The organism is Microcoleus sp. AT3-D2, from assembly GCF_036705715.1.
Taxonomy (GTDB): Bacteria; Cyanobacteriota; Cyanobacteriia; order Cyanobacteriales; family Microcoleaceae; genus Microcoleus.
Window position 1 is genome coordinate 120,785 of sequence record NZ_JAUBVE010000003.1, and the last position, 17,178, is coordinate 137,962.

A 17,178-nucleotide genomic window follows, 5' to 3' on the forward strand; every position below is an offset into this window, starting at 1 on the left:
GATATATAGGAGTAGGGCCAACAAATCCTTTGAGTCGCCATCTGGGGTAAGGTGCGCCATCAGCACCCAGCCCGCTCATGAGGTTACTAACTTTGGGCGTTTTTATTTTGAAACCAAACTCCCCCAAACAGTTTTTATAGCTTTAAGTGTGAAAAATCCGAACGTGAAATAACCGTTTTCGGCTTTTGATCGGGCTCAGATTTAACACACCTTGACAGGGCTAGCGCTCAGCACCCTATGGTTAGACTTTTTGGATGACCTTGTGTAAGGTATTACGCACTTACTTTTTTTGCCAAAATGCTCGCGACAAGGACTCTAGGCTGCAAAATCTTAAATTTAGATGGGTGTCAGCTTATCTTTAATAGGACAGTGCTGGGTAATATATACTTGGATGCGGACCTGCTAACCTGAAATTTTTAATTTTAGATATCAAAGAACTGACTGATGGATTTAGACCAACAGATTCAAGCATTGATCGAAAAAGCTCCGCCCGACGGTTCGACGCCAGAAATCTTAAAGGCGATCGCCCCGGCCCTGGTGTTAATTGCCCAACAGCTACAGCACCTCGAATACTCGATCCTGCAAGCGGTAGACCAAAGTTGGGCGATCGTGGTTTTGAGCAATCTCAAGCAACCGGGACGGGAGAAGAGGGTGATTTATGCTTGGAACAGTATTAAAGATGCGTCGCAGGCTGCGGCTGCTGGGGGCGATCGCCTCAGACCGGTGCTTTTGCCTGTCACTCACATTTTATTTCAGATGATAGCTCTGGAAGGTCTTGACAGCATTGTTTTTTTTGAAAGTCCCGGAAATCAGGAAGTCGGGACGGAAATCCCTCGCGAGCAAGTACAGAGTTTAATTAACGTTTACTTGCAACAGTATCGATCTGCTCCACCGCCGGATATTGCCTAAACAACTCAATTTTCTATTAATTGGTAACAGGGCTTTAGGCATTGGGAATTCCCCATTACCAATTCCCCATTACCAATAAAGTGTAACTTTTTAACCTCTAATAAAGTCTACTCAAAACGTATTCAGCCAAATCAATCAAAGCTTGACGGGACTCTGAATGGGGCAGGGCAGCTAAGTATTCGACGGCTTTCTGTGCGTGATTTGTGGCTAGTTCTCGCGATCGCTCTATGCCTCTAGAACCTTCTACCAGTGCCAGGGCCTGCTCTATATCTCCTTCTTGGGCAAATTCGCGTTCTATGAGAACTTCCAAGTAAGGTTTTTCTTCTAGGGCAAATAGTGCGGGTGCTGTCAGATTACCGCTTCTGAGATCCGAGCCTGCTGGTTTCCCCAAAGTTTCCGTTGAAGCGGTGAAATCTAATATATCATCTACTATTTGGAATGCCAAACCAATGTTGCGACCGTAGTTGTACAAATCGTCTGCTATTTCCGCTGAAACCTCGCTCAAACAGCCTGCTGCTTTGGAACTGTTGGCAATTAAAGACGCTGTTTTGTAATAACTTTTTTCGAGGTACGCTTCGATCGACAAGCTGGTGTCAAATCCATTGAGTCCCTGTTGAATTTCCCCCTCAGCTAAATCCATAATCACTTCTGAAAGCAGTTTGACTACTGGCAGGTTGTCGAGATTTGCCAAATGCCAGGAAGATTGAGCAAACAGAAAGTCTCCCGCCAATACTGCCACTCGGTTATTAAACCGACTGTGAACCGTCGGCACTCCCCGCCGCAGATCCGACTCGTCCACCACGTCGTCGTGCACGAGACTAGCTGTGTGGATCATTTCTGTGATTTCAGCGAGGCGGCGGTGTTTTTCTGTGATTTCCCGATCGGGCATAGTCGCCTTGGCCATCAACAGAACGATCGCGGGTCTCACTCGTTTTCCCTTTGTGCCGAATAAGTATTCTGCAGCCGCGTACAAGATGGGATGACGGGCACCCACTAACTGTTTTAAGTTTTCTGTCAACAGTCGCAGGTCTTCTTCAACCGAGGAAAATAGGAGAGTGCTAGAGATCATGGATACGCCGACTCAAGCCGTAAAGTAACAAAATTTTACATATCATATCTTTATTTTAAGGTAATTCTCTGCAATAGAAAAGAAAAATCTAGGCGATCGGCAGTTATTTGTCATCTACCACCCGATGGGAGTCACCCGCCTGCCAGAGGCGAGTAGCCAGCTGCCAGAGGGGTTGCCCCTATTGTATCGAATTGTTAAGGACACTGCCAAAAAATCTCTAAATCCCAGAAACCCTGTGTTATTATGGGTATTAAGGATTTAAACAATTCTATACATTAAGTACAGCCAGACGGGCAGGTAGCTGTTAGGTGCCTGTAAAAGTTTCGTAGAGCCAGCCTTGTTAGTCGATCGCAGCCAAAATTTCTGGGACAGATTTTTAGTTCCTCGCGGCTAAAAGTTTTCAGAAGTTAAGAGTAGCGCATCTTATGTGCACGGTAGCTCACAGCAGCTAAAGTGGATGGTTTTAGGCTGTTTAAGCATCTGTAAAGCAGTAAATCATTATTGATGACCGGGAACGCCTAAATGTTCCCGCAGGCTTCTTGATATGGAAAAACAGCCTTCAGAACCAAGGCATGGTCTTGGGTGCTGACTTAATGTAGTAGGTCTTGAACTTGTCCTCCTCCTCTTCGTCCTTGACTTTTGGTTCTAATTATGATTTATCGCGATATTCCTCTAATTATTCCCATTCTGGCCGCCGGCTATGTAATGACTATTTATGTACTGCTGATGTTGGCCCAACGCAGTGCTAAAATCACTCGATTGGGCGAGTAGTGTACTGCTGGGCAGCCGAAGTCGGCAGCAGCGTCCTCGCTTCACCCTTGAGAATTCGGAATACTCAATAATAACCCTGCCTTGAATGCTTGCGCGCAAAGGCAGGGTTATTATTTACAATTGCGGGCATCGTGATTTTCTGGGCTGCTAGTTACTGCAACACGTAGCTACAGTTATCGATGTTCAATCCCAAGAGCCTCTAAGGCAGGATATTATATTTAGTACCAGCTTGTATCGGTCACAGTAAGTTTCATGCCAGGGAAACTCTGCCAATATTCCGAGAAAGCTATTAAATTATTGTCAAAAATGCTGAGTTTGAAGTTGTCTGCTATGGTGTCAAAAATCGCAATATTCCTATTTTTTATGGCAATAAATTACAGAAATAAAACGCGAAATTTCTGAATTGATTAACCTGCTTGCTCAACATAAGGAATCCATAAACTTGCACTGCAATCATATATTTCATCAAAGGGTGCTTAAATGGCTGATTCAGGCAGATAGTTTCTGTCATTTATTCACAGATTTTCAAGAAAAAATTTGCTAGAGAGAGCCACAAAACTAATTTTTAAGTTAAAAAATATTCTCGATATAACTGTATGTTAGAAAAGTAATTGCCAATATTACTGACCTATTAAAACTCTATTAACTTTTGATTGAAAAAACTAAAAGACAGAGTAGAAGTTGTCAGAAATTATCCAGCTCCACTGCCTAAATTGTTGTCTGAGGCAGACGAACTAAAACAAGTTTCCATAAATCTGATGCACAATGCTTTACAAGCGATAGAGAATTGCCGAGTTTTAAAAGTAGAGGTGAGAGCAGAAAATCAGAGCCTGCTCGTCAGTGGCCACTGAATGACCCGGGAATTTGGCCACGAATATGTGATCCGTTCTTTACCACAAAACCAGCCCACGAAGGCAGCGGGTGGGACGGGAGATTGTGAAAAAAAGTGTGGAAAAACATTCGGGTAAAATAGAAGTAACATCAGTTATCGGTCAAAGGACGTGTATGGTGTTAATTCCGATCGCCGTTGAGCGCGATCGCACTAAAAATCCTACCAATGCGCGACTAAAAATCCAACTCTAGACCGATGTCAAACCAGGATTGCGGTTAGTGTGCTGCGACTGTAAAATCGGAAATCTAAAATGGTATTAAGTGCCGGTACTGCCTGCATCTATCCCCCTTGATTTGCCCATGTCAACAACAGTTTCTGATACCCAAAGCTTGCTAGAACAGGCGATCGACCCCAAACCGCCGGTGCTGCCTCCAGACACACCCTTGAAAGTCGCAATTGCTGCCATGACTAAGGCGAGTGCCAGTTGCATTTTAATCGCGTTTGAGCAGCAATTGCTCGGAATTTTTACAGAACGCGATGTTGTGAAAATAACTGCTAGCGAAATACCGCTAGCAGGGGTGGCAATTTCTGAGGTGATGACTGAAAACCCGATCGCCATTTCCCTCGATAAAGCGGGGAATATCTTCAAGGTATTGAGCATATTGCGATCAAAAACAATGCGTCATTTACCCCTCACAGACGAAGATGGCAAGTTGCTAGGCGCTATCACCTGCGAAAGCATCCGTCAAATCCTCAAGCCGGCCGACTTGCTAAAAATGTGGCGCGCCGAAGAAACTATGACTGCACAAGTAATAGTTACCTCAAGCAGCGCCTCAGTTTTAGAAGTCGTAAAACAGATGAGAACCCAGCGGAAAAGCTGCATAGTCATTTGCACGGAAAGCGACAAGAAAAATCAGAAACCTGTAGGAATAATTACAGAACGCGACATTGTTAAATTCCAAGCTTCTGGACTCGATTTCGCAGGTACTCCCGTCACCGCCGCGATGAGTTTTCCGCTGATACTGTTGCAGGTAAAAGCCACCTTGTGGCAGGCTCACCAGTTAATGCAGCAGCACGGCATCCGGCGCTTGGTGGTGGTGGACGAGGAAGGATATTTAGCCGGAATTGTGACTGAAATTAGCCTGCTGCAGGCCTTAGATCCGGTAGAAATGCACGCAAATGTCGAGCTTTTGCAGGAAACAGTTGCCGACAAAATTCAGGAGTTAAACAAAATGAACGAAGAATTGCGAAAAGAATCGTTACGGAGAACTGAAGTCGAGGAAAAACTGCGAGTTTTAAATGATAATTTGGAAGAACAAATCAAACAGCGAACTTTAGAATTAATTAATGCCAACAGTCAGTTAAAAAAGGAAATACAAGACCGCACCACCGCTGAAGCTGAGGTTCGCCGCCTCAACACCGAACTCGAACAGCGAGTTCTAGACCGCACGGTTCAACTAGCAGCCAGTAACGAAGAATTGCAGCAACAAATTAGCGGTCGAAAATTGCTCGAAGAAAAATTGCACTTTTCTGAAAAGAAAGTGCGCGCCGTTTTTGAAGCGATGACCGACATCGTTCTCGTGCTAGACAGTCAGCGGAACATAGAAGTTTTGCCAACAAATGTGGCAGCGGATTCTGAGCCTGATTGTGATATAGTCAGCTTGACCATAGAACATTTTTTTGACGACGACAACCCGGATGATTGGTGGGTGTTAGTTCAGCAAGTGTTAGAAACAAAACAAACTCTCAATTTTGACTACAGCTTAACAGTTTATGACCGCAAAATTTGGTTTTCTGCCTGCATTTCTCTGTTCTCAAAAAATGCAGTCATTTGGGTTGCCCGCAACATCAACGCCCGCAAAATAGCAGAGTCAGCGCTGTGCCAAAAAAATGCAGAATTATCTCATACCTTAGAAGAATTGAAACGGACTCAAAAAGAACTCATTCAATCAGAAAAAATGGCAGCCCTCGGACAGTTAATTGCCGGAGTTGCTCATGAAATCAATTCTCCTTTAGGGGCGATTCGCTCTTCTGTGCAGAACATCGCCGATTTCTGGGCCGAACAATTGCAGCAGTTGCCGATATTTTTTCAACAACTATCCCCGGAACGGCGGCAGGATTTCTTTGCTTTGCTACACAAGTCGAGCCAAGAAACAGATACATTATCTAGTAAAGAAAAACGTCAGCTAAAAAAAATTCTGCAGGGGCAATTAGAATCAGAAAATATTGACGACGCCGCTAGTCTTGCCTGTACTTTATTAGATATCGGCATCGGCAATAATGTAGAACATTTTTTACCTTTCTTGAAAGACAGCCAAAGTCGAAACATTGTACAAACTGCATACCAATTTGCTACGGTACAAAAAAGCACTAAAAATATTGTTACGGCTACGGATAGGGCAGCCAAAATCGTTTTTGCTTTGAAAAGCTACTCTCGTTACGACCAGTCGGGTTCCAAAGTAATCGCTAATATTACCGACGGTATTGATACTGTTTTAACGCTTTACCACTACCAAATCAAACACGGTGTGGAAGTAGTCAGAAACTATGGTACTAATTTGCCCTCTGTGCTATGCTATCCTGATGAACTCAATCAAGTTTGGACAAATTTGGTTCACAATGCTTTACAAGCGATGGGCAACAAAGGAGTATTAAAAATTGATGTCAAACACCAAGCGAATGCAATATTAGTCAGTATTACCGACAGTGGTCCAGGCATTCCCCCAGAGATTATGCCGAGAATTTTTGAGCCGTTTTTCACAACTAAACCTCCAGGGGAAGGCAGTGGTTTGGGATTAGATATAGTTCAAAAAATTCTGGAAAAACACCAAGGTGAACTGCAAGTAGAAAGCGTGCCTGGTCAAACAAAATTTACTATATCCTTGCCCATTGGAATCCCTTTATAGCAATTAAAAAAAGAGGAAAATGCTCCTAATTTTAAAAGTTAATAGAAGTAAAGTTTTATGCCTAAACCAGTAATTTTGTGCGTTGACGATGAAGTTGTAGTCTTAAATAGTTTAAAAATTCAACTTAAAAAAGAATTTGGGGATGCTTACCTCTATGAAGTAGCAGAAAATGCAGATGAAGCTCTGGAAATTATCGAGGAAATTCAAAAAGAAGATGAAAGTGATATTTTGGTCATAGTATCTGACTGGTTAATGCCAGGTATTAAAGGAGATGATTTTTTGATTATGGTTCACCAAAAATATCCCAAAATTGTGAAAGTCATGCTGACCGGGCAAGCCGACGAAGTAGCAATAGCACGGGTTAAAGAGCAAGCAAACTTGCACCGTTGTTTGTACAAGCCGTGGGAGCGCAAAGAATTAGTAGAAACTATAAAATCGGGTTTGACAAAAATATGAACAATAAACCTGTGATTATTTGCGTGGATGACGAACCGATAATTCTTGAAAGTTTGAAAATTGAGTTAAAAAAAACCCTGGGGGAAGAACACTTATTAGAAACCGCTGAAGGCGGCGAAGATGCTTTAGAGTTAATCGAGGAATTACTGGCTGAGGGCTGCGAAATCGTAGCAGTGATTTCCGATTATCTGATGCCGAATATCAAAGGGGACGAATTACTGAAGCAGATTCACAGAATTTTGCCAAAAACTATCAAAATTATGCTGACGGGGCAAGCAGACATAGAAGCAGTTGCGAATACTATTAAATATGCTAAATTGTACCGATACATATCGAAACCTTGGCAGTCAGAAGATTTGAAGTTGACGGTAAAAGAAGCGATTAACAGCTATTTTATGGAGAAGCAATTAGCGGAACAAAATACTCAACTCCAAAAGCTGAATCAAGAATTGGAAACTTTAGTCGAGGAGCGGACTGCACAACTGCGCTTGTCTGAGGAAAAGTTTGCTAAAGCTTTTCGTTCTTCTCCCAACCCGATTACTATTACCAGACTTAATGACGGTCATTATTTAGAAATTAATGAGGCTTTTTGCCAGACAATCGGTTATTCGACCGCAGAAATTCTCGATCGCACGGCGCTTGATTTGAATCTTTGGGAAAATATACAAGCCCACGCCGAGTTGTTTAAAATGTTAGATGAAAAACAAATTATTCTCAACTACGAATTTGATTTTCGCACTAAAACAGGGGAACTCAGAACCGGGCTGCTGTCAGCAGAAATCATTGACATTCATGGCGAAACCTGCCTAATTTCTGTGATTCAAGATATTAGCGATCGCAAATTAGCCGAAGAAAAACTCCGAGCTGTAGCGGCTTCTTTAGCAGCAGCGCAAAGAATCGCCCGTGTCGGTAATTGGGAATGCGATTTATCGGCGAACACAACTACTTGGTCGGAAGAGTTATCTCGGATTTTTGGACTCGATTCAACCCAGCCTGCGCCAACACTGACTGAGTTTTCGCAATACGTGCATCCGGACGATCGACAAAAGTGGCAAACAACGATCGACACTGCTATTGCTAGCGGGCAATCTTACACTTTGGAATATCGAATTCTGCGGCCGGAACGGAAAATTGCTGCGGATAATTGCCCGTCACAAATAAGTGAAGCCGGCTTCATCCGCTACATCGAAGCCAGAGGAGAAGTAGTTATCAATCAACAAGGGCAAGTGACAAAACTATTCACAACTTTGATGGACATTACTCCACGCAAGCTAGCAGAAATAGCCCTTGCAGAGAGCGAAGAAAAATACCGTCATTTAGTTGAAACTTCCCAAGATATTATCTGGTCTTGCAATGCTCAAGGACACATTACTTTTGTCAACCAAGCAGTTAAACAAATATACGGTTACGAGCCTGAAGAAATGCTCGGCTGTTCTTTTAGCGATTTTTTGGCTCCAGGAGAAATAGACTGGAAGTGGGAACTTCAGCAGCGTTTGCTGACGGGAAAAACTGTGTTTCAGTACGAAAATATAGTATTAGGAAAAGACGGCCGAAAGATTGATGTAAATACCAAGGCGATCGCGCGCATGGACGCTGAAGGAAACATCATCGGCACAACAGGCACTGCTAGCGATATTACCGAACGCAAACAAGCTGAAATAGCCCTGCAAAAAGCCAAAGAAGAAGCCGACAGAGCGAACCGGGCAAAAAGCGAATTTCTCTCGAATATGAGCCACGAATTGCGAACTCCCCTCAACGCAATTCTCGGTTTCAGCCAACTGCTAGCCCGCGACCCAGACCTCGGTGCCGACCAACAGCAATACTTAGGAATTATTACCCAGAGCGGGGAACATTTGCTCGTTCTGATCAACAATATTCTGCAAATGTCAAAAATTGAAGTCGGGCTGGTGACACTTAATAATAGCACCTTCGACTTGCACAAAATGCTAAAAAATACTGAAAATATGCTGAAGCTGCAAGCCGAAAAAAAAGGGTTGCAGTTAATTTTTGATTGCCCACCAGATCTACCTCGATATATAGAAACTGACGAAAGCAAGTTGCGACAAGTATTGATTAATGTAGTAGGAAATGCTATTAAGTTTACGGCAGAAGGTGGTGTTAATTTGAGAATCAAACATGAGTTGTTGAAACCTAAAACTCATGGAGAGATTACGCCAAGTGACAGTTGCTTTTTGCTATTTGAAGTGCAAGACACTGGTTCAGGAATTTCTGCGGAAGAAATGGAGAATTTGTTTAAACCTTTCGCGCAAACAGAAAGCGGGAAAAAAGCTCAAGAAGGAACCGGTTTAGGCTTGCCAATCAGCAAACAATTCGTTCAGTTAATGGGTGGCAAGATGACGGTAACAAGCACCCTCGGTCGCGGCAGCATTTTTAGATTTGATGTTAAAGTTTCGCTCCCTAATGCAGTGGAAATTCAGGTGGCTCAAACAGCTCGCAGAGTTGTGGGTATTGAACCAGGACAGCCAGAATACCGGATTTTAGCTGTTGACGATCGCCTGGAAAGCCGCTTGCTGTTGGTCAGAATGCTGACATCGCTTGGCTTTGCGGTGCAGGACGCTGAAAATGGCCTTCAAGCTGTGGAAATGTGGTCGAGTTGGGAACCTCATTTGATTTGGATGGATATGCGGATGCCGGTGATGGACGGTTACGAAGCTACTAAACAGATTAAAGCGCATTTGAAAGGTCAAGCAACGGTGATTATTGCTCTGACTGCAAGTGCTTTTGATGAGGAGCGATCGCTGATTTTGTCTGCTGGTTGCGATGATTTTGTAGCGAAGCCTTTTCGGGAACAAGTGATTCTGGAAAAGATGGCTAAGTATCTGGGAGTCCGCTATGTTTATGATCGAGAAGCTTCGCTAAGTTCTGATGCTGCGGTGTCCGCCGAGGTTTCCACGGCAACTGAAACGGCTGATTTGGCTTTTACGCTCAATACTTCATTTTTGGAAGCTATGCCTGCTGAATGGATTGATGAATTGTATTCTGCGGCGGATGCGGTTGATAACGAGGAGATTTTTCGGCTGTTGTTGTCGATTCCTGCTATTAATGCTAGTTTCCGCAGCGCGATCGCCGATTTGGCCAATAACTTCCGGTGCGATCGGATTATCGATTTGATTGAGGAGTTTAGAAATTGTTGAAGGATGAAAGAAGAAGGGATAGGGGCAAGTTCAAGATTATTGATGATTTAGGTGTTCCCCTATTTGTCAACTCGCCCGCAGGCGATCGGGTAATTTACTTGTAGCCAAGCTCCACACCCTGGTAATCATCAGTCATTCCCAATTCTTTAATCTCAAATCTCAACTCTCAACTACGATAAGTTCTGTAAATATAAAAGGAGTTGATTGAGGAGGGAGTGCTATAATGAGTATTTAACCAGTTTTCCTAATTTCAATAATTCTTAAATTAACAAAAAATAGCGAGCGATGACCAACAATCAAATAGAAGAAAATAAAGGCAACATATTAATTGTTGACGATACTCCAGAAAATTTGCAAGTTTTATCAGCAACGCTGTCCGATCGGGGCTACAAAGTCCGCGGCGTAATTAACGGCAAAATGGCAATCAGGGCGGCGCGCTCTGGTTGTCCCGATTTGATTTTGCTCGACATCAAAATGCCGGAAATGGACGGATACGAAGTCTGCACACAGCTCAAGGAAGATCCGAAGACCTCCGAAATTCCCGTTATTTTTATCAGCGCTTTAGATGAAGTATTGGACAAACTAACCGCATTTCAAGTTGGAGGGGTAGATTATGTCACCAAACCGTTTCATGTAGCAGAAGTTTTAGCGCGAATCGAACACCAACTGACTATCCAGAGACTGAAAAAACAATTGCTCGATCGCAATAAAGAACTGCAAGAAGAAATAATAGAACGTAAAAAAGCCGAAGAAGCAGCGGCCGCTGCATCCATCGCAAAAAGTCAATTCGTTGCCAACATGAGCCACGAATTGCGGACTCCCCTGAACGCCATCCTGGGTTTTACCCAAGTCATGAGTCGCGACTCTTTGCTCAGCCACGAAAATCTCGAAAATCTCCGAATTATTAACCGCAGCGGTCAACATTTGCTGGAACTAATTAACGATGTTTTAGACTTGTCGAAAATAGAAGCAGGGATAATTGGCTTAGATCAACGCAGCTTTGACCTTTATCAACTCCTCGACACTCTCGAAGAAATGTTTCAAATCAAAGCTGAAACAAAAAAAATGCAACTGAGATTTTCCGTGCAGGCAAATGTTCCCCAATATATAAAAACTGACGAAAAAAAGCTGCGCGTTTGCTTAATTAACCTGCTAGCAAATGCCATGAAATTCACTCAGGACGGCGGCCGTATTTGGCTGCGGGTGAGCGTGGAAAGCAACCAGCCACCGCCCGTTGAATCGGAAATTCATCCTAACTCTACCTCGGTCGAACCCTTGTTAATTTTGTTTGAAGTTGAAGACACGGGGATTGGCATAGCCACAGCAGAAATTGATACTTTATTTGATGCTTTCGTGCAAACACAAGCGGGGAGAAAAGCTGCTGATGGTACGGGATTGGGTTTGACAATTACTAAAAAATACGTGCAGATAATGGGTGGGGATATTTGGGTAAAAAGTGTTTTAGGTGAGGGAAGCAGTTTTAAATTTAATATCCGAGTATTTGGGGCTATTTCGTCTGAAATAACAGTGGCGAGATTGCAGCGGGTGATCGCACTAGAAGCAGATCAACCAATTTATCGGATTTTAGCAGTTGACGACAATCAAGAAAATCGGCTGCTGCTGGTTAAAATGTTGCAACCAATTGGTTTTGAAGTCCGAGAAGCGGAAAATGGCTACCAAGCTGTTGAACTTTGGGACAGTTGGCAGCCTCATTTAATTTGGCTGGATACGCGAATGCCAGTAATGGATGGTTTTGAAGCTGTCCAACAAATTAGAGCGAAAGAGAAACACACTCAGTGGCGAACGGTAATTATTGCTCTGACTGCTAGCACTTTTGAGGAAAAAAAAGGCGAAATTATCGCCGCAGGTTGCGACGATTTTGTGCGAAAACCTTTTCAAGAACAAATCCTTTTTGATAAGATGGCTTGCTACTTGGGAGTGCGCTATCTTTATCAAGAGTTGCCCCGGCTCCCAGTCGGGGCTTTACGGCATTATTGTGTGAACGAAAAACCCGATTCATTTTTCGGAGGGCTGCTGGCTCAAATGCCTCAAAGCTGGGTGAAGGAACTCCATGACGCAGCTAATGATGTTAATGAAGAGCTGGCGATTCAACTTGTCGATCGCATCTGGGAAAGTCATCCAACTTTAGCTGAGGCTTTAAAAGATTTGCTTGCCGATTACCGACTAGACAAGATAATGGATTTAACTCAATCGAGTTTAAAATAAATGGATAATAGCGAAATTAAAGTATTGGTGGTTGATGACCAACCAAGCAATCTGCGGTTCTTATCCAAACTGCTAACATCCCAGGGGTATCAAGTTTACCGAGCTATTTGCGGTCAACTGGCGTTGAATGTTGCGATCGCCCATTGCCCGGATTTAATTTTGCTCGACATTAGAATGCCGGAAATGAACGGTTATGAAGTTTGTCGGAGACTGAAAGCGACACCAGAAACTGAACAAATTCCGGTGATATTTTTAAGTGTATTAGATGAAATGAACGATAAATTACAAGCTTTTAGAGTAGGAGGGGCCGACTATATTACTAAACCATTTCAAGTAGAAGAAGTTTTAGCGCGCATCGACAAGCAAGTCCGCTTGCAAAAACTGCAACAGCAATTAAAAGAACAAAATTATCAACTACAAGAGTCACAGTCGCTGCTTGCTAGCATATTAAATAGTTCATTAGACTGTGTGGTGGCTTATTCTGCTGTCCGCAACAATGAGGGAAATATTGTAGATTTCCAGTGGCTCTTGATCAACCCGGCCGCTGAAAAATTTTATGGGCTGCTATTAAATGAGATAGTTGGCAAGAATTTGTTAGCCAAAGTTTCCCAAGTTAGCAATAAAAGGTTATTTGATTTGTATATTTCTGTAGTAGAAACAGGAGAAACTGTAGACCAAGAATTTTATTATGAACAGGAGAAAGATACAATTGTTTGGTTGCACATTGTGGCGGTCAAATTAAACGATGGTCTGGCAGTAACATTTCGTAACATTACCGAGCGCAAACGAGCAGAAATTGCCCTACGAGACAGCGAAGAACGCTTCCGCGCGATATTCGAGCAAGCTGCGGTCGGCATCGCTAAAACCGCGCTTTGTGGTAAATTTATGCGGGTCAATCCCGGCTTTTGTCAAATTGTCCGCTATGCACAATCTGAATTGTTACAGCAAAATTGGGAGGCAATTACTCACCCAGATGATAGAGAAGCGGACAGAGAATACTTGCGCTCGCTGTTATCTGGGAAGATTCAAACTTTTTCTGTGGAAAAGCGTTTGCTATGCAAAGATGAGGCAGTGCGCTGGGCAAATGTTACTGTTTCGGCAATGCGCGATGTCAAGGGGACGCTGCAGTATTTGATTTGTGCGATCGAGGATATTTCCGAACGCAAGCTGGTACAAGAATTGCTGCAAGAGAGTTTAGACACTCAAACCCGCTACGCTCAAGAATTAACTCGTTCTAATGCCGAACTAGAACAGTTTGCTTATGTGGCTTCTCACGATTTGCAAGCGCCTTTGAGCACAATTGCTGGCTACGCTCAACTATTAGAAAAACGCTTTCCCAACCAACTTGATGCCCAAGGAAATAAATTTATCCGCAATATTGTTCATTCTTGCGAGCGGATGCAGGGGCTGATTGATGACTTGCTGGAGTATTCGCGGGTCGGTCGCAGTCAGAAACCTTTTGAAATGATAGATTGCAATCGGGTTTTTGAGGATGCTTGTGCTAATTTTCATTTGGCTATCCGCGAGAATCAAGCTTCAGTTACTAGGGGAAATTTGCCAAGGGTAAAAGGTGACAGTTTTCAACTGCTGCAACTGTTTCAAAATTTAATTGGTAACGCTATTAAGTACCGCAGCAGTGAGGCGCCGGTGGTGCAAGTGGACGCTTCGCGTCAGGGGGATAGCTGGGTGTTTTCAGTGCAGGATAATGGTATTGGGATTGCCTCACGGTACCATCCGCGAATTTTTCAGATTTTTCAGCGCTTGCACACCCAAAAACAGTATTCGGGAACTGGTATCGGTTTAGCGATTTGTCAAAGAATTGTCGATCGGCATGGTGGCAGCCTGTGGGTAGAATCAGAACCCAATCGAGGCTCGACTTTTTATTTTTCTATTCCTATACCAAAGTGAAGTCAGCAGTCCGCCTCCAGCAGTCAATCGATTTTAGATTTTAGATTTTAGATTTTAGAATTGAAGAAAGCGACCCCACTGATAAATCCGGGGGCTTGTGATGAGGATTCGCAGCTTTTTTCTCGTTCCACGGATGAATCCGGGGGCTTTTCACCAAATTGCTTGATTGTCACCCGTCCTTTACTTAAGCTTTAAATAGCTTTATCTTTTCTTTACAAAAATGCTTATAAAGTGTAGCATATTCACTGATGACATCGGGCTAAAAATCTATCAATATAAATCTATTAGCTCTATCCTTATACAACTTATAAATCAGCGGTGCGCGCAAGACTTGTTAATTTTTTTCAACTGTATCCAGAGCATCTTGCTTTGGGATGCAATAGTTTCCTTAGTAGTTCGTGGACAAGAATTGGTGATGTGTTTGCAGTTTGCCGGTTCTCGGACAGACTGCCAAGTGAAACAAGCGTAATTCGCAAACCTTTGCAAATGGAGAAAAACGGTAAATTGCTGCAACACAATTTCAGTGTTCTCAGCCAGATTTACCGGATGATGGCAAGAGATGCTTTGCAGGTACTCAGACACGGCTCAAAGTCCCGCAACCTCACAAAAGACTTTTGTAGTGAGACAAAGCCGTGAATTATCAAAAGAAAACATTTACTCTTTTAATAGCCAACGATGACGAGGATACGCGTTTTTTGGTGAAGGAAGCATTGAGAGAAGTTCGATTAGAAATTACGAGCGAATTTGTAGAAAATGGAGAACAAGTGCTAGACTACTTGTACCGTCGTGGTCAATATGTTGGTAGCAGCACTTGGCATCAGCCAGACTTGATACTTTTGGATCTGAATATGCCGAGGCTGGACGGACGAGAAACACTAACTTCGATCAGATCTGACCCCCATTTGCAACAAATTCCAGTTGTAATGCTCACAACTTCCCACCGCAGAGGAGATATCTTGCTTTGCTACCGCTTGGGAGCCAATTCTTTCATATCCAAACCAGTCACTTTTGAAGGCTTGCTTGAAGTAATGAAGACTTTATGTGAGTATTGGTTTGAAATCGTTTCACTCCCGCCGGATATGTAAGCATTAATGGAGCGCTAAATGCCTAGTTTGAGTGTATAGTGAATTTAATAAGCCGAAATATTGGCCTATCGCAAGTATCGCTCTCAAAAGAAAAAAGTTGCCTTCGACCCGCTCCGAACGCTATAGTTGTGTTAACACGTCACCAATGTCTGAAAATTTTGTTGGTTGAGGATGACCTCGGAGCTCCGACAATGATCGAAGACCTTCTAGGGTCATTCAGCGAGTCTCTATTTCTCCTCCAAACTGTTACGTCTCTGGAGAGAGGAGTCGGGTGTCTGGAAGTAGAAAAGTTTGACGCCGTACTATTAGATTTGTCAGTGTCAGACAGCTTGAGGGGAAGCGAGGCGATCGCAGTTTTGAAAGGGCGATGGCCCACATTGCCAATTGTGGTGATCACAGATATCAGCGATGAAAATATTGCCCGGTCGGTATTGCGCTGGGGCGCTCAAGATTGTTTGGTAAAGGGAAGATTTCACAGAACTCTGCTGGTGCGGGCAATCCATTATGCGATCGAACGCCAGCAAATCGAAGAACAATTGCGGCAGCAGGCTCTCCGACAGCGGCTGTTGGGCAAAATGATCGAACATATTCGATCGTCAATAGATCCGGCAAGCATTCTCCAAAGTACCGTTGCAGAAGTGCGCCAATTTCTCCAAACAGACCGCGTTTTAATTTATCGCTGTCAGGATTGGGTGTCTCAAGTGGACGGGGAAGAGCAAAAAGGTGCGATCGTCGCCGGTGACGGTTTGCCAGAAGGTTATATTGAAAACCAAAATATTAGTGCTGCTTTGGCGGTGTCCTGCTTTATTTTAGTCGAATCCCAGTCGGTACAAGCAATAGCAGATGTCAGCACTGCCCCCTTGGCTGGGAGTTGCAAAGAATTGTTGACAGATTGTGAAATTGCAGCAGTTATCAGCGTACCAATTTGGCAATCAGGGGACTGGGAAACGGCAAAAGAAACACAAGAAGCCACTGTTTGGGAAGTCGAGAAAAATCAAGATGCAGCGGAAAATTATATCTGGAACCAGGCGAGTGGCCAACCGCAGGCGCAGGGTAAAAATTTGCCGGATTCGATCGCAGAAAATCGCAATAGTTTGTGGGGAATGTTGACAGCATACAATTGCTGCGGTGTCAGGGAATGGCAACAGTGGGAAATAGATTTTTTACAGCACTTGGCAAATCAAGTGGCGATCGCGATCGAACAATCTCAACTTTACCGCAAGCTAGCAATAGCCAATCAAAAATTGCAGCAACTGGCAACTACTGACGGACTGACTGGCATTGCCAATCGCCGCCAGTTCGATCGCGTTTTGAGCTTAGAGTGGCGCAGATTGGCAAGAGAGCAACTGTCGCTGTCTTTAATTATGTTGGACATCGACTTTTTTAAACTTTACAACGATTTTTATGGGCACCTGGGCGGGGACGATTGTTTGCGCCAAGTTGCGGGGGCGATCGCCATTGCCACCAACCGGGCTGGGGATTTGACTGCGCGCTACGGTGGCGAAGAATTTGCCCTAGTGCTTCCCAACACTAGCGCCGAAGGGGCAAACGCTGTCGCCCGGAGAATTTGCGACGGCATCGCCAGCTTGAAACTGCCCCACGCGCGATCGTCGATCGGCTCCTACGTTACCCTCAGTTGCGGCATTGCGACAGCGATTCCTTCTGCCCAGGAATCTCCTAACACCCTAATTCGCAGCGCTGACAGCGCCCTTTATCAAGCCAAAACAGAAGGCAAAAATCGCATTTGTCACGCCAGCAGTAACTCGGAATCTTCTCCGATTTTTATGTAAAAGTTGAAGGTAATTGGTAATTAGTAAGATCGTGTTTAATTTTTCACTCACAACTCACAACTCACAACTCA

Annotated in this window: 11 protein-coding genes; 10 read left to right on the top strand and 1 reads right to left on the bottom strand. The window is 43.7% G+C overall.

All coding sequences use genetic code 11. The features are described 5' to 3' along the window. Positions 1-444: 444 nt before the first annotated feature. Complete coding sequence (locus QUB44_RS02705; RefSeq protein ID WP_333164662.1) at positions 445-909, top strand: hypothetical protein; 465 nt, start codon at positions 445-447, stop codon at positions 907-909. A 97-nt stretch (positions 910-1,006) separates the two neighbouring features. Here QUB44_RS02705 and sds read toward each other — a convergent pair whose 3' ends face one another. Continuing rightward, the gene (sds, locus tag QUB44_RS02710; RefSeq protein ID WP_333362790.1) at positions 1,007-1,978 is read right to left on the bottom strand and encodes a solanesyl diphosphate synthase; all 972 of its coding nucleotides are present in this window, start codon (positions 1,976-1,978) and stop codon (positions 1,007-1,009) included. A 1,707-nt stretch (positions 1,979-3,685) separates the two neighbouring features. Between sds and QUB44_RS02715 the strand changes: the two genes are divergently transcribed. The 9 genes from QUB44_RS02715 to QUB44_RS02755 all read left to right on the top strand — a co-directional run bounded on the left by QUB44_RS02715 (position 3,686) and on the right by QUB44_RS02755 (position 17,107). Continuing rightward, on the top strand, positions 3,686-3,832 hold the full coding sequence (locus QUB44_RS02715) for a hypothetical protein (protein WP_333362793.1): 147 nt from the start codon (positions 3,686-3,688) through the stop codon (positions 3,830-3,832). 108 nt (positions 3,833-3,940) lie between these two features. Further along, the gene (locus QUB44_RS02720) at positions 3,941-6,487 is read left to right on the top strand and encodes a CBS domain-containing protein (RefSeq protein WP_333362796.1); all 2,547 of its coding nucleotides are present in this window, start codon (positions 3,941-3,943) and stop codon (positions 6,485-6,487) included. 57 nt (positions 6,488-6,544) lie between these two features. Further along, a complete protein-coding gene (locus tag QUB44_RS02725) occupies positions 6,545-6,943 on the top strand; it encodes a response regulator (RefSeq protein WP_333348644.1) in 399 nt (132 codons plus the stop codon). After that, the gene (locus QUB44_RS02730) at positions 6,940-10,098 is read left to right on the top strand and encodes a PAS domain S-box protein (RefSeq protein ID WP_333362800.1); all 3,159 of its coding nucleotides are present in this window, start codon (positions 6,940-6,942) and stop codon (positions 10,096-10,098) included. The genes QUB44_RS02725 and QUB44_RS02730 overlap by 4 nt, the downstream gene beginning before the upstream one ends. Positions 10,099-10,383: 285 nt before the next feature. Next, a complete protein-coding gene (locus QUB44_RS02735) occupies positions 10,384-12,324 on the top strand; it encodes a response regulator (protein ID WP_333362803.1) in 1,941 nt (646 codons plus the stop codon). Beyond that, entirely contained in the window at positions 12,325-14,232 is a 1,908-nt protein-coding gene (locus tag QUB44_RS02740; RefSeq protein WP_333362806.1) for a PAS domain S-box protein, read from the top strand. 417 nt (positions 14,233-14,649) lie between these two features. Continuing rightward, on the top strand, positions 14,650-14,868 hold the full coding sequence (locus QUB44_RS02745; protein ID WP_333362809.1) for a hypothetical protein: 219 nt from the start codon (positions 14,650-14,652) through the stop codon (positions 14,866-14,868). Beyond that, the gene (locus QUB44_RS02750; RefSeq protein ID WP_333362812.1) at positions 14,865-15,317 is read left to right on the top strand and encodes a response regulator; all 453 of its coding nucleotides are present in this window, start codon (positions 14,865-14,867) and stop codon (positions 15,315-15,317) included. The genes QUB44_RS02745 and QUB44_RS02750 overlap by 4 nt, the downstream gene beginning before the upstream one ends. A gap of 128 nt (positions 15,318-15,445) precedes the next feature. After that, the gene (locus QUB44_RS02755) at positions 15,446-17,107 is read left to right on the top strand and encodes a diguanylate cyclase domain-containing protein (RefSeq protein WP_333362815.1); all 1,662 of its coding nucleotides are present in this window, start codon (positions 15,446-15,448) and stop codon (positions 17,105-17,107) included. The last annotated feature ends 71 nt before the right edge of the window (positions 17,108-17,178 follow it).